The organism is Pseudomonas sp. MD330_10, assembly GCF_042610415.1.
In the GTDB taxonomy this organism is placed as follows: domain Bacteria; phylum Pseudomonadota; class Gammaproteobacteria; order Pseudomonadales; family Pseudomonadaceae; genus Aquipseudomonas; species Aquipseudomonas rhodesiae.
The window spans coordinates 51,723-70,609 of the sequence record NZ_JBHGZU010000019.1; the positions used below are offsets into that span (position 1 = coordinate 51,723).

An 18,887-nucleotide genomic window follows, 5' to 3' on the forward strand; every position below is an offset into this window, starting at 1 on the left:
GCATCAGCAGTCGGTCAAGCGCAGAAAAATCGCCGCCAATTGCTCGATGCCCTGCTGGTCCTGTTGGGTAAAACGGGCCATCAAAGGGCTGTCGAGGTCAAGAACACCAATCAATTGGCCGTTCTTGACCAGCGGGACCACCAGCTCACTGTTGGAGGCGCTGTCACAGGCAATATGCCCAGGGAAGGCATGCACATCCTCGACGCGCTGGGTTTGGCGCGAGGCTGCTGCTGCACCGCAGACGCCCTTCCCGAACGGAATACGCACACAGGCGATCTGCCCCTGGAACGGGCCGAGCACCAGTTCTTCATTGCGATTGAGGTAAAAACCAGCCCAGTTCAAGTCATCCAGTTGGTTGAACAGGAACGCAGAAAACTGGGCACTGTTGGCGATAAAGTCGCGCTCATCGGCTAACAGCGACTCCAGCTGCGCGCAGAGCATGGCATAGCCATCCAGGCCTGTACCGGCGTGTTGCAAATCGATCATGGTTGACGCTCCAACAATTTGAGGCCCACCCAGTAACGGGCGAATTGATACGCGCAACGTCCGTTGCGGTTGCCGCGCCCGGTGGCCCAGCGCACGGCGAGAATATCGAGCGCTTCGTCACGCTGCCATTGCAAACCGGCTTTGCTGGCCAGTTCGCCGATCCAATGCTCCACCACATCCAGGAAATGTTCCTGGGTGAACGGGTAGAACGACAGCCACAAGCCAAAGCGGTCGGACAAGGCAATCTTGTCCTCCACGGCTTCGCTGGGGTGCAGTTCGCCGTCCACGCGCTTCCAGTTATCGTTGTCGCTCTGGTTTTCCGGCACCAAATGGCGACGGTTGGAGGTGGCATAGAGCAGCACATTTTCCGGCGCCTGTTCCAGGGAACCGTCCAGCACGCTTTTAAGCACGCGGTAGTCGCCCTCTCCGGCCTCGAACGACAGATCATCACAGAACAGGATAAAGCGCTGCGGCAGTTTGAGCAGTTGCTCGACTACACGTGGCAGATCGGCCAAGTGATCACGCTCGATTTCGATCAGGCGCAAACCGGCGTTGGCATGCTGGGCCAGCAGGGCACGCACCATGGACGACTTGCCGGTGCCGCGCGAACCCCACAGCAGCGCATGGTTGGCGGGCAGGCCGTCGAGAAACTGCTGAGTATTGCGCGCCAGTTGCTCGCGCTGCTTGTCGACGCCGATCAAGTCGGACAGGCGCATGTCCAGACTGACCTCCAGCGGCAACAGAAACCCGGTGCGCCCCTCGCGTTGCCAGCGCGCGGCCAGGCACTGGTTCCAGTCGATGGCCTGTCGGGGCGCTGGCAGCAGGGGTTCCAGGCGGGCAAGTACTGCATCGGCCCGCTCAAGAAAGGCATTCAATCGAGAATCCACGATTATTCCTCTGGCAAGTTCTTGCAAAAGATGGCGTATTGGCAACCCTGCGACAGACCGCAAGGGGCTGCGTATAAAACGATTCATGCCGGGCAGGCCAGAGCCTGTGGATGTTCAGCTATGCTTGCCGGGCGAAGGGAAACGTGAAGTGGTTCAACACTCGATGGATATCAAGTTCGCCCACCGCTTGTCTTATAAACAAGCCCGATTGACTGTGCTGGTCGGTTTCGTCTTGGGAACCTTGCTCAGTCTGATCCAAATCGGCATTGATTATGCCAGCGAAGACGCATCCATCAACCGTGAAATTCGCTCGCTGATCGAAATCAGCCATAACCCGGCATCGCGTATTGCCTACAACATCGACGCCGAGCTGGCGCAGGAACTGACCTTGGGCCTGCTGCACTCCCCCGCCATCATTCGCGCGCAGTTGATCGACAACAACGGCCTGGTGCTGGCCGATGTAAAACGGCCGCGCAAGGAAAGCACCTACCGCGCCCTCAGCGACCTGATGTTTGGCGCCAATCGCCAATTTGAGGACCGGCTCTACCTGAGCCATATGCCCAACGACTCACTGGGTGTGCTGCGTCTGGACGTCGATACCTACGCTTTCGGCAGCCGCTTCCTGCGGCGCGCCGAGATCACACTGCTCAATGGCTTTGTGCGCAGCCTGCTGCTGACCGGCATCCTGTTGGGGCTGTTCTATGTGATGCTGACCAAACCACTGGTACGCATCATTGGTGAATTGAGCACGCGCAAACACACGCGTCTGGACTGCCCGCCCGGGCACGAAAATGACGAAATCGGCGTACTGGTCACCGTGGCCAACCAGCAATTCGAAAACATGCAGACTGAAATCCAGCAGCGCCGCCACGCCGAAGACCGGCTGACCGAATACCTGGGCCAACTGGAAGATATCGTCTCCGCTCGTACCCTGGAACTCAAGGCCAGTAACCAGCGGCTGAGCCAGTCCAACGACGAGTTGGAGGCGGCCAAAATGCATGCCCTGGGCATGGCTCAGGCCCGCGCGGCGTTCCTGGCGAACATGAGCCACGAGATCCGCACCCCGCTCAACGGCTTGCTGGGCATGATCGCGCTGTCGCTGGACAGCAGCTTGAACGCCGAGCAACGTCAGCAACTGTCCATCGCCCACGATTCGGGCAAAGTGCTGGTGGAGTTGCTCAACGATATCCTCGACCTGTCCAAATTCGATGCCGGCCAGTTGGAACTGGAGCGCATTCCATTCGATTTGGGCGCGCTGGTGGAAGACACCGCCAACCTGCTGTCGCAGAACGCCGCGCCAAGCGTGGAGCTGACCTGCCTGATCGACCCGAGGTTTCCGGCCCAAGTGCTGGGCGACCCGACGCGCGTGCGGCAGATCGTCAGCAACTTGCTGTCCAACGCCCTCAAGTTCACCCGCTTCGGGCGCGTAGATGTGCGTCTCAGCGTTCAGGAGGGCAAGGTCCACATTGAAGTCTGCGACACCGGCATCGGCATCGCGCAGGAAGCTCAGGTAAAAATTTTCCAACCGTTTACCCAGGCCGGCGCCGGCATCACTCGCCAGTTTGGCGGTACGGGCCTGGGCCTGGCACTGACGCGAAACCTGTGTGAAGCCATGCAGGGGCGCTTGAGCATCAGCTCGGAGGTCGGCTTTGGCAGCCAATTCTGCGCCGAGCTGCCGCTGCCGGCACATTTGCCGGCGGTGCAGCCGCCGCCGCTCAGCGGTGACGTAATCGCCATCACCAACGCCAGCAGCGGCCTCACAGAACTGCTGACCACGCTCCTGCCCTACTGGGGGCTGACGCCGCGCTGTTACGCCCAGGACCATGATTTGAGCGGAGAAACCCCGGACCTGCTGATCACTGACTGCCCGGAGTGCCTGTTCCGACTGCGGCCGGGCATTACCGCACCGATTCTGGTGGTAACGGCGTACGGCAACTTTATGCCCAGCGAAGAAGTGGCCGCACTCGCGCCGTTGCAGCAACAGGCCCGCCCCTTGAGCCGCAACGCGCTGTATCAGATTCTGCGACGCACCTTGCGCAGCGATGGGCACCTGATCCTCGATCCGATCCAAGTGGAAGCCTCGCCTGTAGCGCACCGCGCGCGCATCCTGTTGGTGGAGGACAATCCGGTCAACCAACTGGTGGCCAAGGGCATGCTCAGCAAGCTGGGCTGTGAGGTGGTCGTGGCCGGCCATGGTGGCGAAGCGCTTAAGTGCCTGGAAGAGCAACACTTCGACATGGTGCTGATGGATTGCAATATGCCGGTGATGGATGGCTACGAGGCCAGTCGGCAGATACGCAGCAGTGGACGCTGGCCGGACCTGCCGATCGTAGCGTTGACCGCCAATGCTATGTCAGAAGAACGCGAACGCTGCCGCGCCGCCGGGATGAACGACTACCTGGCCAAGCCTTTCCGTCGCGAAGAACTCAATGCCCTGCTGGATCTGTGGGTGCCGAAGACGACAGCGCTCTGATCTGCCCAAGCAATTGGTCCAGACCATCGCGCAGGTCGTCCGCCTGGTTCAGGTCGATGCCGCTGTCGCACAACAGTCGCGTCTTCATCTGGTAAGTCCGCTCGCGCAGATGCACGCCGGCCTCACTCAAGCTCAAATGCACTTCCCGCTCATCCCGGGTACTGCGCTGCCGCTGCACCCAAGCCAGTTGTTCAAGACGTTTGAGCAACGGCGTGAGGGTGCCCGAGTCGAGCATCAGACGGTCCCCCAGCGCCTTGACCGTAGGCTGCGCCGGAGGGGCGTCATGCCACTCCCACAGCACCAGCATCACCAGGTATTGCGGGTAGGTCAGGCCCAATGGATCCAGCATCGGCTTGTAGGCACGGGTTACCGCCCGCGAAGCCGCGTAGAGCTTGAAACACAATTGGTTGTCCAGGGCCAGGGACACAACGGGTGGGTTAGTCATTTGAGCAGGGCTTCGATCTCTTGGGTCAAGTCCTGAGGTTTGGTGGTCGGGCCGAAGCGCTTGACCACCTGACCATTGCGACCGATCAGGAACTTGGTGAAGTTCCATTTGATGCCCTTGGAACCCAGCAAACCGGGGGCCTGCTGTTTCAATTGCACAAATAAAGGATGGGCATCGCTGCCATTGACGTCGATTTTCTTGAACAGCGGAAAGCTGACACCGTAGTTCAGCTCACAGAATTCTGAAATCGCCCCTTCGTCACCCGGCTCCTGCTTGCCGAACTGGTTGCAGGGGAACCCCAATACCACCAGCCCCTGATCCTTGTACTGTTGCCAGAGTTGCTCAAGGCCCTTGTACTGCGGGGTGAAGCCGCATTTGCTGGCGGTGTTGACCACCAGCACGGCCTTGCCGGCGAAATCGGCCAAGGTCTTTTGCTCACCCTTGATGGTGGTGCAGGGAATACTCAGCAGGTTGTCGCTCATGGCTGTGCCTCGTGTCGGGGGAAGAGCCCACAACATAGCGAGCGATTCAATTGCACACAACTTAATTGAGCGCATTGATCATGCTCGATCACGTTTATGACTGGGAGCGAGCCATCTCGTCACTCACTCCCGACGCGCTACCTACTCACTTCAACGAGGCACCAGATCCAGGCACACCGAATTGATGCAGTAGCGCAAACCGGTCGGTGGCGGACCATCGGGGAACACATGCCCCAGGTGCGCATCGCACTTGGCGCAGGTGACTTCGGTACGGATCATGCCGTGGCTGACGTCCCGGATCTCGATCATGGCGCTGTCGGCGATCGGCTCGTAGAAGCTGGGCCAGCCGCAGCCCGAGTCAAACTTGGCCTTGGAATCGAACAGCGGCTCATTGCAGCAAATGCAGTGGTACACGCCGTCCGTTTTGGTGTCGTTGTACTTGCCGCTGAAAGGTCGCTCGGTACCTTTGAGGCGACATACGTTGTACTGCTCCGGATCGAGCATCGCTTTCCATTCTTCAACGGTTTTCTGCAACTTATCCATCGGTACACCTCGGCAACTGAAAAACCCTGATCTGTGTCTTTTCCATGGATCAGGCGGCACGTATGATTGCGCCTCTTCAAAACGCCAGTCTGGCACCCGCGCTACCGGCATTCAAACGTATTTCTGGGTGCGGGCCTCGCAGCCTTCACAGTACGGTAGTGCCCACACCGTCTGGATCGTTCATTTTCAGGATCACATCGCCATGCAGGTCAGCAAATCGAACAAGCTCGCCAACGTCTGCTACGACATTCGCGGCCCAGTGCTCAAGCACGCCAAACGCCTGGAAGAGGAAGGCCATCGCATCCTCAAGCTGAACATTGGCAACCCGGCGCCGTTTGGTTTCGAAGCGCCGGACGAAATCCTCCAAGACGTGATCCGCAACCTGCCCACCGCCCAAGGCTACAGCGACTCCAAAGGCCTGTTCAGCGCGCGCAAGGCGGTGATGCAGTACTACCAGCAGAAGCAGGTGGAAGGCGTCGGCATCGAGGACATCTACCTGGGCAACGGCGTGTCCGAGCTGATCGTGATGTCCATGCAGGCCTTGCTCAACAACGGCGACGAAGTGCTGGTACCTGCGCCTGATTACCCATTGTGGACCGCCGCCGTGACCCTGGCCGGCGGCCACCCCGTTCACTACCTGTGTGACGAAGGCGCCGACTGGTTTCCGGACCTGGCCGACATCAAGGCCAAGATCACCCCGAACACCAAGGCGCTGGTGATCATCAACCCGAACAACCCTACCGGCGCGGTGTATTCCAAGGAAGTGCTGCTGGGCATGCTCGAACTGGCGCGTCAGCACAACCTGGTGGTGTTCTCCGACGAAATCTACGACAAGATCCTGTACGACGATGCCGTACATGTGTGCACCGCCTCCCTGGCGCCGGACCTGTTGTGCCTGACCTTCAACGGCCTGTCCAAGTCCTACCGCGTGGCGGGTTTCCGCTCCGGTTGGATCGCCATCTCCGGCCCCAAGCACAACGCCCAGAGCTACATTGAAGGCATCGACATACTGGCCAATATGCGCCTGTGTGCCAACGTACCGAGCCAGCACGCGATCCAGACCGCCCTGGGCGGCTATCAAAGCATCAACGACCTGGTGCTGCCACAAGGCCGGCTGCTGGAACAGCGCAACCGCACCTGGGAGCTGCTCAACGCCATCCCTGGCGTCAGTTGCGTCAAACCCATGGGCGCGCTGTACGCCTTCCCACGGATCGATCCGAAAGTCTGCCCGATTCTCAACGACGAGAAATTCGTGCTCGACCTGCTGCTATCGGAAAAACTGCTGGTCGTACAGGGCACGGCATTCAACTGGCCGTGGCCGGATCACTTCCGCGTCGTCACCTTGCCGCGCGTGGATGACTTGGAGATGGCCATCGGTCGTATCGGCAACTTCCTGAAGTCTTATCGCCAGTAGTGAAACGTAGCTGTACGGCCGAGATCCGGTCGTACAGCGAGCATCTGGCAACACTTCTATTCCGCCACCCTCCCCACTTACTGCGTTAACCTGTTATTTGCCCCCATCTCCCTATAATCATGGGGAAATATGGCAACTAAGGACAGATATCGAGCGGTGTTTCATGTGGGAAAATCCCTTCAAGGCTCTACATTCATGCTGTAGGACACAGTTTGAAATAGTCGCTCGGTTGAATAGCCCCATGACGCACCTTATATACCCCGCAGTACGCAACATATTAAGCATGAGGAGAACTCTACAACCATGATGCGCATCCTGCTGTTTTTGGCCACTAACCTGGCGGTCGTGCTGATTGCCAGCGTCACCCTGAGCCTTTTTGGCTTCAACGGGTTCATGGCGGCCAATGGGGTTGACCTGAACCTCAATCAGCTGCTGATTTTCTGTGCGGTCTTTGGTTTTGCCGGCTCGCTCTTCTCGCTGTTCATCTCCAAGTGGATGGCGAAGATGAGTACCAGCACCCAGGTCATCACTCAGCCCCGTACCCGCCACGAACAATGGTTACTGCAAACCGTTGAACAGCTGTCCCGCGAGGCGGGCATCAAGATGCCTGAAGTCGGAATTTTCCCGGCCTATGAAGCCAACGCCTTCGCGACCGGCTGGAACAAGAACGACGCGCTCGTTGCCGTGAGTCAGGGCATGCTCGAACGCTTCTCGTACGATGAAGTGAAGGCCGTGCTGGCCCACGAGATCGGCCACGTGGCCAACGGTGACATGGTCACCCTTGCACTGGTCCAGGGCGTGGTGAACACCTTCGTGATGTTCTTCGCACGGATCATCGGTAACTTCGTCGACAAGGTGATCTTCAAGAACGAAGAAGGCCGTGGCATTGCCTACTTCGTGGCGACCATCTTCGCGGAAGTGGTACTCGGCTTCCTGGCCAGCGCCATCGTGATGTGGTTCTCGCGCAAACGCGAATTCCGCGCGGACGAAGCCGGTGCACGCCTGGCCGGCACCGGGGCGATGATCGCAGCGCTGCAACACCTGCGCTCCGAACAGGGCCTGCCGGTGCATATGCCGGACAGCCTGACCGCCTTCGGCATCAACGGCGGCATCAAACAGGGCCTGGCTCGCATGTTTATGAGCCACCCACCGCTGGAAGAGCGCATCGACGCCTTGCGTCGTCGCGGCTGACGGCAACCGGCAATACCGAAAAGGGGCGATCTGATCGCCCCTTTTTAGTGGGCGCGATTTACACCCTGGTCAGTCGGTATGCGCGTTCGTCCAGGCGCGGCACGCCGTCCTGCACGAATTTCCAGCTCTCGCCCAGAATGTCTTGCTCCTCCAGCACTTGCAGCGTCCAGTGCGACGCGAGCAACACCCTCACCTCATCCTGCGTGACCGCAAAGGGCGGACCGGCTTTCAGCGCCTGGTCGTAATCCAAGGTGATCAACAGGCCCTCACAGCCCGCACGCAGGCAACGATTCAAGTGCGCGGCATAACGTGCCCGCATCAACGGCGGCAAAGCGATCAACGCGGCACGGTCATACAACGCAGCGCAGTCGGCCAACACCTCGGCGTCCAATGCAAAGAAGTCACCGCACCACACCTCGATCAACCCAGCCTGATACACCGTGAACGCACCATGCTGATGAATTCGCGGGTGCAGCCCCTGCTCACTGAAGAACGTCTGCACAGCCTGTTCCGATAGCTCCACCCCAAGCACCCGATGCCCCAGACTGGCCAGCCATATCAGGTCCAGGCTCTTGCCGCACAGCGGCACCAACACCTGAGCACCGTGAGCCAGGGCCAGTGAGGGCCAATGCCGCAGCAAATAAGGATTGATGTCGGACTGATGAAAGCCGATCTGGTTGGTCGCCCAACGGTCATGCCAAAACTCAGGTTCCATGGATCACCCCAAAAATTCGATCAAATACTGCTAAAACTTATATTAGATTTAGATCAATGATCTGATTGAAGATGGGCCCATGTTAACGCTCAGGACCCTTCAAATGCTCCCTAGCCTGTTTATCTCCCATGGCTCGCCCATGCTGGCCCTGCAACCTGGCGCCAGCGGTCCTGCCCTGCAGCGCCTCGCCGCGCAATTGCCCAGACCGAAGGCCATTGTAGTTGTGTCGGCCCACTGGGAAAGCGAGGAATTACTGGTCAGCGGCAGTGCCGCCCCGCAAACCTGGCACGACTTCGGCGGTTTTCCCCGCGAGCTGTTCGCCGTGCAGTACCCGGCGCCAGGGGACCCGCAGTTGGCCAGCGAAGTTGTCGCATTGCTCCACGCCGACGGCTTGAATGCGAGAGTCGATGAGCGCCGCCCTTTTGATCATGGCACTTGGGTGCCGCTCTCGCTGATGTACCCGGCAGCCGACATTCCCGTGGTGCAAGTTTCCCTGCCCAGCCGTATGGGCCCTGCCCTGCAAACTCGCATTGGCCACGCCCTTGCGGGCCTGCGCAGCCAAGGCGTGTTGCTGATCGGTTCCGGCAGCATCACCCATAACCTGGGTGAACTGGACTGGCACGCGGGACCGGAGAGCATCGAGCCCTGGGCGCGGGAGTTCCGCGATTGGGTGGTGGATAAACTGGCGGCCAATGATGAAGCGGCCCTGCATGACTACCGTCGCCAGGCGCCCTATGCCGTGCGCAGCCATCCGAGCGACGAACACCTGTTACCGTTGTTCTTCGCGCGTGGCGCCGGCGGCACGTTCGGTGTGGCGCACCAAGGCTTCACGATGGGCGCGCTCGGCATGGACATCTACCGATTCGACTAACCGTAAAGTCAGGCAAAAAAAAATCCCCGAACCAGTCGGGGATTTTTTATTTTCGATCAATCAGCCCAAGGGCCGATCAATCTTCGCGGTAGCGACGCAGCTTCAGCTGCTTACCGGCAACGCGAGTGTCTTTCAGCTTGGCCAGCAGTTTTTCCAGACCGTCTTCCGGCAGCTCCACCAGGGAGAAGCTGTCACGGACCTGAATGCGACCGATAGCCTCACGCGCCAGGCCACCCTCGTTGAGGATAGCGCCCAGCAGGTTCTTGGCAGCGATACCGTCACGCGCACCCAGCGCGGTACGGCAACGGGCACGGCCTTCGGCCAATGGCACCGGAGCGCGACGCTCACGATCACCACGGTCCGGACGGTCGCCGGAACGCTCTGGACGATCACCGCGCGGGGCGCTGTTCGGAACCAGTGGGCGTTCTTTCTCGATGGCAGCCAGGGTCAGGGCCTGACCGTTGGTGGCCTTGCGCAGCAGTGCGGCGGCCAGAGCACGCGGGGTGCAACCGATATCGGCGGTCAGGCGGTCCAGCAAGTCGCCGTGGGTCGATTCAGCGTCAGCCACCAGGGGTGCCAGGCTGTTGGTCAGTTTCTTGATGCGGGCATCGAGAACGGCCTGGGCATCAGGCAGGCGGACTTCGGCCACCTTCTGACCGGTCACACGCTCGATCACTTGCAGCATGCGGCGCTCACGCGGCGTCACCAGCAGCAAGGCACGACCTTCGCGACCGGCACGGCCGGTACGGCCGATACGGTGAACGTAGGATTCCGGATCGTACGGCATGTCAACGTTGAACACGTGGGTGATACGTGGAACGTCAAGGCCGCGAGCAGCAACGTCGGTCGCCACAACGATGTCCAGACGGCCATCCTTGAGGGAGTCGATCACGCGCTCACGTTGGTTCTGGGCGATGTCACCGTTCAGCGCAGCGGCTTTGTAGCCTTTGGCTTCCAGGGCACTGGCCAGGTCCAGGGTCGCTTGCTTGGTGCGCACGAACATGATCAGGGCGTCGAAGTCTTCGACTTCCAGCAGGCTCAATACAGCCGAGGTCTTCTGGTCAGCGTGAACCAACAGGTGAGCCTGTTCGATCGCGGTAACGGTCTGAGTCTTGGTCTGGATCTTCACGTGCTCCGGATCGCGCAGGTGGCGTTCGGCAATGGCACGGATCGACTGAGGCAGCGTGGCCGAGAACAGTACGGTCTGACGGGTCGCTGGCAGAGCCTTGAAGATGACTTCCAGATCGTCCATGAAGCCCAGCTTCAACATTTCGTCAGCTTCGTCGAGAACCAAGTGGTTCACGGTCGACAGGACTTTCTCGTCACGACGCAGGTGGTCGCACAGACGGCCCGGGGTGGCGACAACGATCTGTGCGCCATTACGGATGGCTTTCAGTTGTGGGCCCATCGGCGCGCCGCCGTAAACGGCCACAACGGTTACACCAGGCATTTGCTTGGCGTAGGTTTCAAAAGCGGTTGCTACTTGCAGCGCCAACTCACGGGTTGGCGCCAGGATCAGGGCTTGCGGTTCGCGCTTGGCAGGATCGATGCAATGCAGGATAGGCAGGGCAAACGCGGCGGTTTTACCGGTACCGGTTTGCGCCTGGCCAATCATGTCCTTACCGGCCATGATGATTGGGATCGATTGCTGCTGAATAGCCGAAGGTTCTTCGTAGCCGGTCGCTGCGACGGCTGCAAGAATGTTCGGATTAAGATTAAAAGCGGCGAAGCCGCCGGTTTCCTGGGTCATGGGTCTGCCTCTGAGTGCATCCGCAAAGACCCATGCTCCAAAGCTGCGCATGCCGTGTTGAGACTCAAGAGTCGCCCTGGCTGCTTTGTCGGCGGGGATTTGCGAAAACGAATGAATGAAAAAGATTCGTCAAGGGAGAGTCCGCTGTGCGGACGTGCAGCCGAAGCTGACTTCGGGGAATTGCGCTACCTAAACGCGGCCCGGTTAAAGGCCGGCGCGCACTATACCGGAAATAGCCGAAAAAGGGAGCTTTTTTTATCGGCGGCCGCCGATAAACGCGCGGCTGCAACGCTTTTAAAAACCAAATCGATCGGGTTTGTTTTTACAAAGGCCCGGCCCCGCTGGCTAACGCGCTTAAACGTTTCACTTAACTTTTAAGACCCTTTGGTTTGAAACCTGCCCGTTACCGGACGAATCCAGCAAGAGAATGATCCCCCACCGGGGCTACCTTCCCCCACAAGAGCGCGGACGGGCGCGCTCAGCCTACTAAGTGGCCGACCTAATCGCCTTGATCAGTGGCTGCAACGAATAGCCCAGTTGCGCTGCCAGTGCTTCGGCACGAGCCGAAAGTGCGTGCAGGTCGAGCTCTTGATCCAACTCCGACGGCACCAACAGGATGACGTTGCCCTCCTTCACCGGCAATTCCCAGTAATGCCGGTGATACAAACCGCGCAGCAACGCCGCGCCCAACGGTTTGCCATCGTCGGTGGCCCACTGGTTGATTACCAGCCAGCCGCCAGGGTTGAGTTTCTTCTGGCAGTTCTCCAGAAAGGCCCACGCCAGGTGCCCGACGCCGGGGCCCACATCGGTATACAGGTCGACGAACACCAGATCGGCCGGTTCGGCGCTTTCCAGCAACTCCAGGGCATCGCCAATGCGGATATACAGGCGCGGATCGTCGTCCAAGCCCATGTATTCGATGGCCAGGCGCGGCACGTCGGGGCGCAGTTCGATGGCTTCGACATCCTCCAATGGCAGGAACTTGAGGCATGCCTGGGTCAGCGTACCGGCGCCCAGGCCAAGGAACAGCGCGCTCTCGGGCTGCTCGTGGCACAACGCGCCGATCAGCATGGCGCGGGTGTAGTCGTACTCCAGCCAGCTCGGGTCGGCGGTAAACACACAGCTTTGCTCGATGGCATCGCCGAATTCGAGAAACCGGTAGTCGGCCACTTCGAGCACTCGGATCATGCCGAAGTCATCATGGACCTCGGCCAGCACGCGCTCGACACGCTCCTCTGTCATCACTGCTCCTAAAGGGTTTACCGCTGGGCAAAGGCGCGATTGTCGGCCAACCGGCGGCAACAGGTCACGCACTAATTGCTGATAACATTGGCGCCCGACCGTCAATCAGCCAATCGAGTTCAAGATGAGCCAACCGTGGAGCCCCGAGAGCTGGCGCGCCCTGCCGATCCAGCAACAACCCCAGTACCCGGATGCAGCGCACCTGTTGCAAGTGGAGCAAAGCCTGGCCAGCTATCCGCCGCTGGTGTTCGCCGGGGAAGCCCGCGAGTTGCGCCGTCAGTTTGCCGAAGTGACCCAAGGCCGCGCCTTCCTGTTGCAGGGCGGTGACTGCGCCGAAAGTTTTGCCGAGTTCTCCGCCGCGAAAATCCGCGACACCTTCAAGGTGCTGCTGCAGATGGCCATCGTGATGACCTTCGCTGCCGGTTGCCCGGTAGTGAAAGTCGGGCGTATGGCCGGTCAATTCGCCAAGCCGCGCTCGGCCAACGATGAAACCATCGATGGCATCACCCTGCCCGCCTACCGAGGCGATATCGTCAACGGCATCGGTTTCGACGAGAAAAGCCGCGTGCCGGACCCGGAGCGGCTGCTGCAGTCCTACCACCAGTCCACCGCCACCCTCAACCTGCTGCGCGCCTTCGCCCAGGGCGGGTTTGCCGACCTGCACCAAGTGCACAAGTGGAACCTGGACTTCATCGCCAACTCCGCGCTGGCCGACAAATACAGCCAACTGGCCGACCGCATCGACGAAACCCTGGCGTTCATGCGCGCCTGCGGCATGGACAGTTCGCCGCAACTGCGCGAGACCAGCTTCTTCACCGCCCACGAAGCGCTGCTGCTCAATTACGAACAAGCCTTCGTTCGCCGTGACAGCCTGACCAACGATTACTACGACTGCTCGGCCCATATGCTGTGGATCGGCGACCGTACCCGTCAGTTGGACGGCGCCCACGTCGAGTTCCTGCGCGGGGTGAACAACCCGATCGGTGTCAAGGTCGGCCCAAGCATGGACCCGGACGATCTGATCCGCCTGATCGACATTCTCAACCCGGACAATGACCCCGGCCGCCTCAACCTGATTGCGCGCATGGGCGCCGGCAAGGTCGGCGACCACCTGCCCAATCTGATCCGCGCCGTGCAGCGCGAGGGCAAACAAGTGCTGTGGAGTTCCGACCCGATGCACGGCAACACCATCAAGGCCAGCAGCGGCTACAAGACCCGGGATTTTGCGCAGATCCTGGCGGAGGTGAAGGCGTTCTTCCAGGTGCATCAGGCCGAGGGCACCTATGCCGGCGGGATTCATATCGAGATGACCGGGCAGAACGTCACCGAATGCATCGGCGGCGCCCGGCCGATCACCGAGGATGGTTTGTCGGACCGCTACCACACCCACTGCGACCCACGGATGAATGCCGATCAGTCGCTGGAGCTGGCGTTTCTGATTGCCGAGACGTTGAAGCAGGTCAAACGCTGAGACTGGGCTGACGCCCTCGTGGGCAAGCCCACTCCCACAGGGAATGCATTGCAATCAAACCCTGCATTCCAATGTGGGAGTGGGCTTGCCCACGATGAGGCCCTAACGGCCAACATCCAAGCCGATCATCGCGCTGCGCAATCGATCGGCACTGGGCCTCTGGCAATTGAGCTGTACCTGCTGCAACCCCAGCCAGTCGGCCATCTGGCGCAAATTCACCGCCAACGCCCGCATCCCCTCCTCGTCCAGACCTGGCGCTTCTTCGTGCACTGCATGCACCGCCAGGCGTGAGTGGGCGCGTTCGGCGCGCAGGTCAACACGCGCGGCGATGCGTTCATTGTGCAGAAACGGCAGCACGTAGTAGCCGTACACGCGCTTGTGTTGCGGCGTGTAGATCTCCAGGCGGTAGCGGAAGTCGAAGAGACGCTCGGTGCGGTTGCGCTCCCAGATCAGCGAATCGAACGGCGACAGCAAGGCACTGGCCGGTACTTTGCGCGGCACGGTTGGGGCTGGCAGGCAGTACGCCGGTTGCTTCCAATCCTGCACCCGACAACTGAGCAACTGGCCCGCTTCCACCAGTTCGGCAAGGCGAATGCGGCTGTCGGCGGGGTCCAGACGAAAGTAATCGCGCAGGTCTTTTTCAGTACCTAGCCCCAACGCGGTGGCGCTGTGCAACAACAGGCCACGTTGCGCCTCGGCTTCACTCACCTGGGTGTTCAGGATGGCGTCGGGGATCACCCGTTCAGGCAAATCGTAGAGGCGCTCGAACCCACGCCGACCGGCAACGGTGACCAGGCCCGCAGCAAACAGCCATTCCAGCGCGTGCTTTTCGTCACTCCAGTCCCACCACGGGCCGGCGCGCTCCTCGCGGGTCGACAGACTGCCAGCACCCAGCGCACCCTGTTGTTCCACCGTCTTCAGCACGCGCTGGATAACGGCTTGCTGTTCGCGGCCAAAGCGCGCCATCTGCGCATAAATGCCCTGCCCCTGCTGAGCCCGTGCCATGCGCCAGCGCAGCAATGGATACAACGCCATGGGCAGCAATGAGGCTTCGTGCCCCCAATATTCGAACAGCGACCGTCGCCGCCCCTGGCTCCAGGCGGCCTGCTCCAGCAACGCCGGTGAGTACTGGCCTAGCCTGGAAAACAACGGCAGGTAATGGGAACGCACCAGCGCATTTACCGAGTCGATCTGCAACACCCCGAGTCGCTCGATCAAGCGATTGACATGGGTGGCCTTGACCAACGCCGGCGGCTGACGCCCGGAAAACCCTTGGGCTGCCAGCGCCAGGCGTCGCGCTTGTTTGAGGGAGAAACACAGGTCGGCAGGCATGGCAGTCTCCGTGAGGGCTCGCCGCCTACCCTACTGCATCCATGGTTATTTTCGCAGCGGGTCCTGCCAGAAATGCTGATGACGCTCGCGCTCCACATCGGCGCGGTTGAGGCCGATGTCCTTCAATGCGTCATCGCTCAAGCTCGCCAGCAACCGACGCTCCTGATGCAGTACCTGCCAACGGCTCATCACCTGAAATAGCCCGGCAAACGGGCGTTTCGCCAACAGCACAAAACCTTTCTGACCTTTCATCTCGTCACCCTCCCTTGGGGATGACGCCAGTGTGTGCTTGGCCCTATGATCAATCCAACGAATGTTTCTTATGCAATCCATCTCGGAGATTGATCAATTGTCCGGTTACCCAAGCATTGATACGGACGTGCTGCGCACCTTCGTCGCCATCGCCGATCACGGCGGGTTCACCCGCGCTGGAGAGTTGGTCAACCGCACGCAGTCGGCGGTGAGCATGCAGATGAAACGCCTGGAGGAAGACGTGCTGCAGCGCAAACTGTTCGAGCGCGATGGCCGCCAAGTGCGGTTGACGCCAGAGGGCCAGGTGTTGCTGGGGTATGCGCGACGCATCCTCAAGCTGCACAGCGAAGTGTTCAACACCTTGCGCGAGCCGCATATGGTGGGGCTGGTGCGCATCGGCACGCCGGACGACTACGTAATGCGTTTCCTGCCGGGCATTCTCAAGCCGTTTTCCAAGGCATACCCGTTGATCCAGATCGAGATGCACTGCGAGTCGTCCACGGTGTTGATGCAGCGCCGGGACCTGGCATTGACCGTGGTCAGCCGCGAGCCGGGCCATGAAATCGGCGAGCTGCTGCGTACCGAACGCATGGTGTGGGCGGCATCGCCGTGCTTTTGCGTGGACGAACATGATGCGCTGCCGCTGGCGGTCTCCGGCACCGATTGCGTCTATACCCAATGGACCTGCGCCGCGCTGGAGGCGGCCGGACGGGACTACCGCCTGGCGTATCACAGCTCCAACGTCGCGGCGATCCAGGCGGTAGTGAATGCCGGGCTGGCGGTGATGATCTGCATGGAAAGCCTGGTGACCGAGGAACTGCGCGTACTCGGCAGCGACGAAGGCTTCCCGCCGCTGCCGTCGATGAACCTGCACCTGTTACGCAACGCCAACATGACCTCGCCGATCACCGAGTGCCTGGCCGATTACATCCGCGAGGGCTTCAGACTTTAAACGTCAGCATCACCGCGCACACCACCAGGAAGGCGCAGAACAGGCCGCGCAGCAGGCGTTCCGGCATGGCATGGGCGACCTTCACGCCCCAACTGATGCTGAGCAGGCCGCCGATGGCCAGCGGCAAGCCGATCATCCAGTCCACTTCGTGGTGCCAGGCGTAGGTCACCAAGGTCACGCTAGTGCTGGGCAGCGCCAGCGCCAGGGACAATCCTTGGGCGACCACCTGCGTGGTGCCGAACACGCTGGTCAGCACTGGCGTGGCGACCACAGCGCCGCCCACTCCGAACAAGCCCCCCATGGACCCGGAAGCCGCGCCCAGCACGCCAAGCCAAGGCCAGCCGTAGCGCATCTGCGCCGTGGCTGGTGCGTTGCGCGTGAACATTCGCACCAGGTTGTAGGCCGACAGCACCAGCAAAAACACGATAAAGCCGATGCGCATCGCTCCGGCATCCAGGCCGACCGCCCAGATCGATCCCAGCCAGGCGAAGATAAATCCCATTACGCCCAAGGGTAAGGCGTGGCGTAATTCGATGCGATTGCGCTGGTGATAGCGCCACAGCGCCAGCATCACATTGGGCACCACCATGACCAGCGCGGTGCCCTGGGCAATCTGTTGATCCAGGCCGAACAGCACGCCGAGCACCGGGATAGCAATCAGCCCACCGCCAATGCCGAACAACCCGCCGACCGTGCCGAGGGCTGCGCCCAAGACCAGATAAATCGCTAAATCCAACACCGCGCATTACTCCACCAACCCAAGACCTCGCATGCTACGCAGTCGCGCCTGGCGCGGAAACGCACAGCAACGCACAATGGCTGTGCCAATCTCGCACAAGCAGCCGCCATGAATCCGAACATCTTGACCGACCAACTGAGCCTGTTTCTCGACGTATTGGAGACCGGCAGCTTCTCCGCTGCGGCGCGTCGCCATCCGCTGACGCCGTCGGCCGTGGCTCGGCGTATCGACAGCCTGGAAAATTCGGTGGGCAGTCGTCTGTTCCAGCGCAGCACCCACGCGGTGGTGCCGACACCGGCGGGCCTGGCCTTTGCCGAACGGGCGCGGCGGATTGTCAGCGAGCTGCAACTGGCAAGCGCCGAAGCGGTGTCCCTAAGCCATGCGCCGGAAGGCTTGATTCGGGTGGATGCGCCGGCCGCTTTTGGGCGACGCCACCTGGCACCGGTGATTGCCGACTTCCTCAACGTATACCCCGGGCTGGATGTGCACCTGCATCTGATCGATAGCTTCGTGGACATGCAGGGCGCGCACCTGGGCAAAGTCGATCTGGTGTTGCGCGCCGGGCATATCGTCGATACGCGGTTGATCGCCACCCCATTGGCCAGCATCGTGCGCATCGCCTGCGCCAGCCCGGCCTATCTGAAAAGCCGCGGCACGCCGACCCATCCTCGGGAACTGAGCGACCACGATGGCTTGGACTGGGACGGACTGGCGCCTATGTTTGCCTGGCGCTTCGAGCCGGATGGGCGTCGCGCCACCTACCGCCCGCAGCGCATCCGCATGAGCGCCAATAACGCCGAAGCCTTGCTTTGCGGAGCGCTCGCCGGGCTGGGTATCGCCCATCTGCCGACATGGTTGGCCAGTGAGTACCTAGTGCGCGGCGAACTGTTACCGCTGTTTTGCGAAAACGGTTTGCCCAGTCCGGAAACCACCGGGATCTACGCCTTGCGCCTGGAGCAACAACCCAACGCCCGCAGTCGTCTGCTGCTCGAATACTTGAAAACGCGTTTCAGCCCAGTGCCACCGTGGGATCTGGCACTGCAGAGCGGCTTGATCTGACCGTTAGGGCAGAATTACCTGGCGCATTAAAGATTTGCCCGCTAGATTCCAGAGCAGACACGTTTTTAAGGCGCCACCATGAGCAAGAACCCTGCCCCCTGCGAATCCCTGATGCTGGACAACCAGCTGTGTTTCGCCCTGCATTCCACCTCACTGCTGATGACCAAGGTCTACAAGCCGCTGCTGCAAGCGCTGGGCCTGACCTACCCGCAGTACCTGGCCATGATGGTGTTGTGGGAAGAGGACGGTTTAACCGTCGGTGAAATCAGTAGCCGACTGTTGACCGATCCCGGCTCCCTCACTCCCCTGCTCAAGCGTCTGGAAGCCGAAGATCTGCTCAGCCGCACCCGCAGCCGCGAAGACGAGCGCGTGGTGGTGGTGGAGTTGACCGATGCTGGCCGCGCCTTGCAAGCCAAGGCCATGGGGATCCCTCAATGCATTCTCGGCGCCAGCGGTCTGGAGCTGGACCAATTGCGCAAGCTGCAAGCGGATCTGCTCGCGTTGCGCGGCAACTTGCAAAACGCGATCTGAACACAGTAAAGACGTGGGAGGGGGCTTGCCCCCGATTGCGGCAGCTCGGTCA

Annotated in this window: 20 protein-coding genes; 9 read left to right on the forward strand and 11 right to left on the reverse strand. The window is 60.7% G+C overall.

Features of this window, described 5'->3' with window-relative positions; genetic code table 11:
• Window positions 1–3: 3 nt before the first annotated feature.
• A complete protein-coding gene (locus ACFZPT_RS22675) occupies window positions 4–486 on the reverse strand; it encodes a GAF domain-containing protein (protein WP_034096608.1) in 483 nt (160 codons plus the stop codon).
• On the reverse strand, window positions 483–1,373 hold the full coding sequence (locus ACFZPT_RS22680) for an ATP-binding protein (protein WP_034096607.1): 891 nt from the start codon (window positions 1,371–1,373) through the stop codon (window positions 483–485). Before ACFZPT_RS22680 ends, ACFZPT_RS22675 begins: the two co-directional genes overlap by 4 nt.
• Before the next feature lie 163 nt (window positions 1,374–1,536).
• Here ACFZPT_RS22680 and ACFZPT_RS22685 point away from each other — a divergent pair, with 163 nt between their 5' ends.
• Window positions 1,537–3,846, forward strand: a complete 2,310-nt coding sequence (locus tag ACFZPT_RS22685) for a response regulator (RefSeq protein WP_099313103.1) — start codon at window positions 1,537–1,539, stop codon at window positions 3,844–3,846.
• Here ACFZPT_RS22685 and ACFZPT_RS22690 read toward each other — a convergent pair.
• The 3 genes from ACFZPT_RS22690 to msrB form a co-directional block, all read right to left on the reverse strand.
• Window positions 3,800–4,291 carry a MarR family winged helix-turn-helix transcriptional regulator gene (locus tag ACFZPT_RS22690; protein WP_034096605.1) on the reverse strand — a complete coding sequence of 164 codons (492 nt, stop codon included), beginning with the start codon at window positions 4,289–4,291 and terminating at the stop codon, window positions 3,800–3,802. The genes ACFZPT_RS22685 and ACFZPT_RS22690 overlap by 47 nt on opposite strands.
• Window positions 4,288–4,773 carry a glutathione peroxidase gene (locus ACFZPT_RS22695; RefSeq protein WP_034096604.1) on the reverse strand — a complete coding sequence of 162 codons (486 nt, stop codon included), beginning with the start codon at window positions 4,771–4,773 and terminating at the stop codon, window positions 4,288–4,290. The genes ACFZPT_RS22690 and ACFZPT_RS22695 overlap by 4 nt, the downstream gene beginning before the upstream one ends.
• A gap of 150 nt (window positions 4,774–4,923) precedes the next feature.
• On the reverse strand, window positions 4,924–5,316 hold the full coding sequence (gene msrB / locus ACFZPT_RS22700; RefSeq protein ID WP_034096603.1) for a peptide-methionine (R)-S-oxide reductase MsrB: 393 nt from the start codon (window positions 5,314–5,316) through the stop codon (window positions 4,924–4,926).
• A gap of 202 nt (window positions 5,317–5,518) precedes the next feature.
• Between msrB and ACFZPT_RS22705 the strand changes: the two genes are divergently transcribed.
• Both ACFZPT_RS22705 and htpX read left to right on the forward strand, forming a co-directional pair.
• Window positions 5,519–6,730, forward strand: a complete 1,212-nt coding sequence (locus ACFZPT_RS22705; RefSeq protein ID WP_034096602.1) for a pyridoxal phosphate-dependent aminotransferase — start codon at window positions 5,519–5,521, stop codon at window positions 6,728–6,730.
• A 303-nt stretch (window positions 6,731–7,033) separates the two neighbouring features.
• Window positions 7,034–7,921 (forward strand): protease HtpX, encoded by an 888-nt coding sequence (gene htpX / locus ACFZPT_RS22710; RefSeq protein ID WP_034096601.1) that lies wholly within the window; start codon window positions 7,034–7,036, stop codon window positions 7,919–7,921.
• A 58-nt stretch (window positions 7,922–7,979) separates the two neighbouring features.
• Here htpX and ACFZPT_RS22715 read toward each other — a convergent pair whose 3' ends face one another.
• Complete coding sequence (locus ACFZPT_RS22715) at window positions 7,980–8,636, reverse strand: thiopurine S-methyltransferase (RefSeq protein WP_034096600.1); 657 nt, start codon at window positions 8,634–8,636, stop codon at window positions 7,980–7,982.
• 103 nt (window positions 8,637–8,739) lie between these two features.
• Between ACFZPT_RS22715 and ACFZPT_RS22720 the strand changes: the two genes are divergently transcribed.
• On the forward strand, window positions 8,740–9,507 hold the full coding sequence (locus ACFZPT_RS22720) for a class III extradiol ring-cleavage dioxygenase (RefSeq protein ID WP_034112660.1): 768 nt from the start codon (window positions 8,740–8,742) through the stop codon (window positions 9,505–9,507).
• 76 nt (window positions 9,508–9,583) lie between these two features.
• Here the strand turns inward: ACFZPT_RS22720 and ACFZPT_RS22725 are convergent, their stop codons facing one another.
• Window positions 9,584–11,257 (reverse strand): DEAD/DEAH box helicase, encoded by a 1,674-nt coding sequence (locus ACFZPT_RS22725; RefSeq protein WP_014717677.1) that lies wholly within the window; start codon window positions 11,255–11,257, stop codon window positions 9,584–9,586.
• 111 nt (window positions 11,258–11,368) lie between these two features.
• Between ACFZPT_RS22725 and ACFZPT_RS22730 the strand changes: the two genes are divergently transcribed.
• Window positions 11,369–11,635, forward strand: coding sequence for a hypothetical protein (locus tag ACFZPT_RS22730; protein ID WP_187696905.1), 267 nt, complete (start codon window positions 11,369–11,371; stop codon window positions 11,633–11,635).
• A 108-nt stretch (window positions 11,636–11,743) separates the two neighbouring features.
• On the opposite strand, the gene ACFZPT_RS22735 is transcribed toward ACFZPT_RS22730, so the two are convergent.
• Entirely contained in the window at window positions 11,744–12,499 is a 756-nt protein-coding gene (locus ACFZPT_RS22735; protein ID WP_034096598.1) for a spermidine synthase, read from the reverse strand.
• 124 nt (window positions 12,500–12,623) lie between these two features.
• Between ACFZPT_RS22735 and ACFZPT_RS22740 the strand changes: the two genes are divergently transcribed.
• The gene (locus ACFZPT_RS22740) at window positions 12,624–13,970 is read left to right on the forward strand and encodes a class II 3-deoxy-7-phosphoheptulonate synthase (RefSeq protein ID WP_034096597.1); all 1,347 of its coding nucleotides are present in this window, start codon (window positions 12,624–12,626) and stop codon (window positions 13,968–13,970) included.
• 102 nt (window positions 13,971–14,072) lie between these two features.
• Here ACFZPT_RS22740 and ACFZPT_RS22745 read toward each other — a convergent pair whose 3' ends face one another.
• A complete protein-coding gene (locus ACFZPT_RS22745; protein ID WP_099313102.1) occupies window positions 14,073–15,302 on the reverse strand; it encodes a winged helix-turn-helix domain-containing protein in 1,230 nt (409 codons plus the stop codon).
• A 45-nt stretch (window positions 15,303–15,347) separates the two neighbouring features.
• Window positions 15,348–15,554, reverse strand: coding sequence for a DUF1127 domain-containing protein (locus tag ACFZPT_RS22750; RefSeq protein WP_034096595.1), 207 nt, complete (start codon window positions 15,552–15,554; stop codon window positions 15,348–15,350).
• 70 nt (window positions 15,555–15,624) lie between these two features.
• Here ACFZPT_RS22750 and ACFZPT_RS22755 point away from each other — a divergent pair, with 70 nt between their 5' ends.
• Window positions 15,625–16,506: a LysR family transcriptional regulator gene (locus ACFZPT_RS22755; RefSeq protein ID WP_034096594.1), complete on the forward strand. Its 882-nt coding sequence runs from the start codon at window positions 15,625–15,627 to the stop codon at window positions 16,504–16,506.
• Here ACFZPT_RS22755 and ACFZPT_RS22760 read toward each other — a convergent pair.
• Complete coding sequence (locus tag ACFZPT_RS22760; RefSeq protein WP_099313101.1) at window positions 16,496–17,245, reverse strand: sulfite exporter TauE/SafE family protein; 750 nt, start codon at window positions 17,243–17,245, stop codon at window positions 16,496–16,498. The genes ACFZPT_RS22755 and ACFZPT_RS22760 overlap by 11 nt on opposite strands.
• Window positions 17,246–17,353: 108 nt before the next feature.
• On the opposite strand from ACFZPT_RS22760, the gene ACFZPT_RS22765 reads away from it, so the two are divergent.
• Window positions 17,354–18,304 carry a LysR family transcriptional regulator gene (locus ACFZPT_RS22765; RefSeq protein ID WP_099313100.1) on the forward strand — a complete coding sequence of 317 codons (951 nt, stop codon included), beginning with the start codon at window positions 17,354–17,356 and terminating at the stop codon, window positions 18,302–18,304.
• A 78-nt stretch (window positions 18,305–18,382) separates the two neighbouring features.
• Entirely contained in the window at window positions 18,383–18,835 is a 453-nt protein-coding gene (locus tag ACFZPT_RS22770) for a MarR family winged helix-turn-helix transcriptional regulator (protein WP_099313099.1), read from the forward strand.
• The last annotated feature ends 52 nt before the right edge of the window (window positions 18,836–18,887 follow it).

What these genes read in the sequence shown, in the direction of transcription:
- ACFZPT_RS22715 (WP_034096600.1), bottom strand. Translation starts at nt 8,636, where the DNA reads ATGGAACCTGAGTTTTGGCATGACCGTTGGGCGACCAACCAGATCGGC.
- ACFZPT_RS22690 (WP_034096605.1), bottom strand. Translation starts at nt 4,291, where the DNA reads ATGACTAACCCACCCGTTGTGTCCCTGGCCCTGGACAACCAATTGTGT.
- ACFZPT_RS22725 (WP_014717677.1), bottom strand. Translation starts at nt 11,257, where the DNA reads ATGACCCAGGAAACCGGCGGCTTCGCCGCTTTTAATCTTAATCCGAAC.
- ACFZPT_RS22685 (WP_099313103.1), top strand. Translation starts at nt 1,537, where the DNA reads ATGGATATCAAGTTCGCCCACCGCTTGTCTTATAAACAAGCCCGATTG.
- ACFZPT_RS22720 (WP_034112660.1), top strand. Translation starts at nt 8,740, where the DNA reads ATGCTCCCTAGCCTGTTTATCTCCCATGGCTCGCCCATGCTGGCCCTG.
- ACFZPT_RS22750 (WP_034096595.1), bottom strand. Translation starts at nt 15,554, where the DNA reads ATGAAAGGTCAGAAAGGTTTTGTGCTGTTGGCGAAACGCCCGTTTGCC.
- ACFZPT_RS22675 (WP_034096608.1), bottom strand. Translation starts at nt 486, where the DNA reads ATGATCGATTTGCAACACGCCGGTACAGGCCTGGATGGCTATGCCATG.
- htpX (WP_034096601.1), top strand. Translation starts at nt 7,034, where the DNA reads ATGATGCGCATCCTGCTGTTTTTGGCCACTAACCTGGCGGTCGTGCTG.
- msrB (WP_034096603.1), bottom strand. Translation starts at nt 5,316, where the DNA reads ATGGATAAGTTGCAGAAAACCGTTGAAGAATGGAAAGCGATGCTCGAT.
- ACFZPT_RS22770 (WP_099313099.1), top strand. Translation starts at nt 18,383, where the DNA reads ATGAGCAAGAACCCTGCCCCCTGCGAATCCCTGATGCTGGACAACCAG.
- ACFZPT_RS22695 (WP_034096604.1), bottom strand. Translation starts at nt 4,773, where the DNA reads ATGAGCGACAACCTGCTGAGTATTCCCTGCACCACCATCAAGGGTGAG.
- ACFZPT_RS22705 (WP_034096602.1), top strand. Translation starts at nt 5,519, where the DNA reads ATGCAGGTCAGCAAATCGAACAAGCTCGCCAACGTCTGCTACGACATT.
- ACFZPT_RS22745 (WP_099313102.1), bottom strand. Translation starts at nt 15,302, where the DNA reads ATGCCTGCCGACCTGTGTTTCTCCCTCAAACAAGCGCGACGCCTGGCG.
- ACFZPT_RS22765 (WP_099313100.1), top strand. Translation starts at nt 17,354, where the DNA reads ATGAATCCGAACATCTTGACCGACCAACTGAGCCTGTTTCTCGACGTA.
- ACFZPT_RS22740 (WP_034096597.1), top strand. Translation starts at nt 12,624, where the DNA reads ATGAGCCAACCGTGGAGCCCCGAGAGCTGGCGCGCCCTGCCGATCCAG.
- ACFZPT_RS22735 (WP_034096598.1), bottom strand. Translation starts at nt 12,499, where the DNA reads ATGACAGAGGAGCGTGTCGAGCGCGTGCTGGCCGAGGTCCATGATGAC.
- ACFZPT_RS22730 (WP_187696905.1), top strand. Translation starts at nt 11,369, where the DNA reads ATGAATGAAAAAGATTCGTCAAGGGAGAGTCCGCTGTGCGGACGTGCA.
- ACFZPT_RS22755 (WP_034096594.1), top strand. Translation starts at nt 15,625, where the DNA reads ATGCAATCCATCTCGGAGATTGATCAATTGTCCGGTTACCCAAGCATT.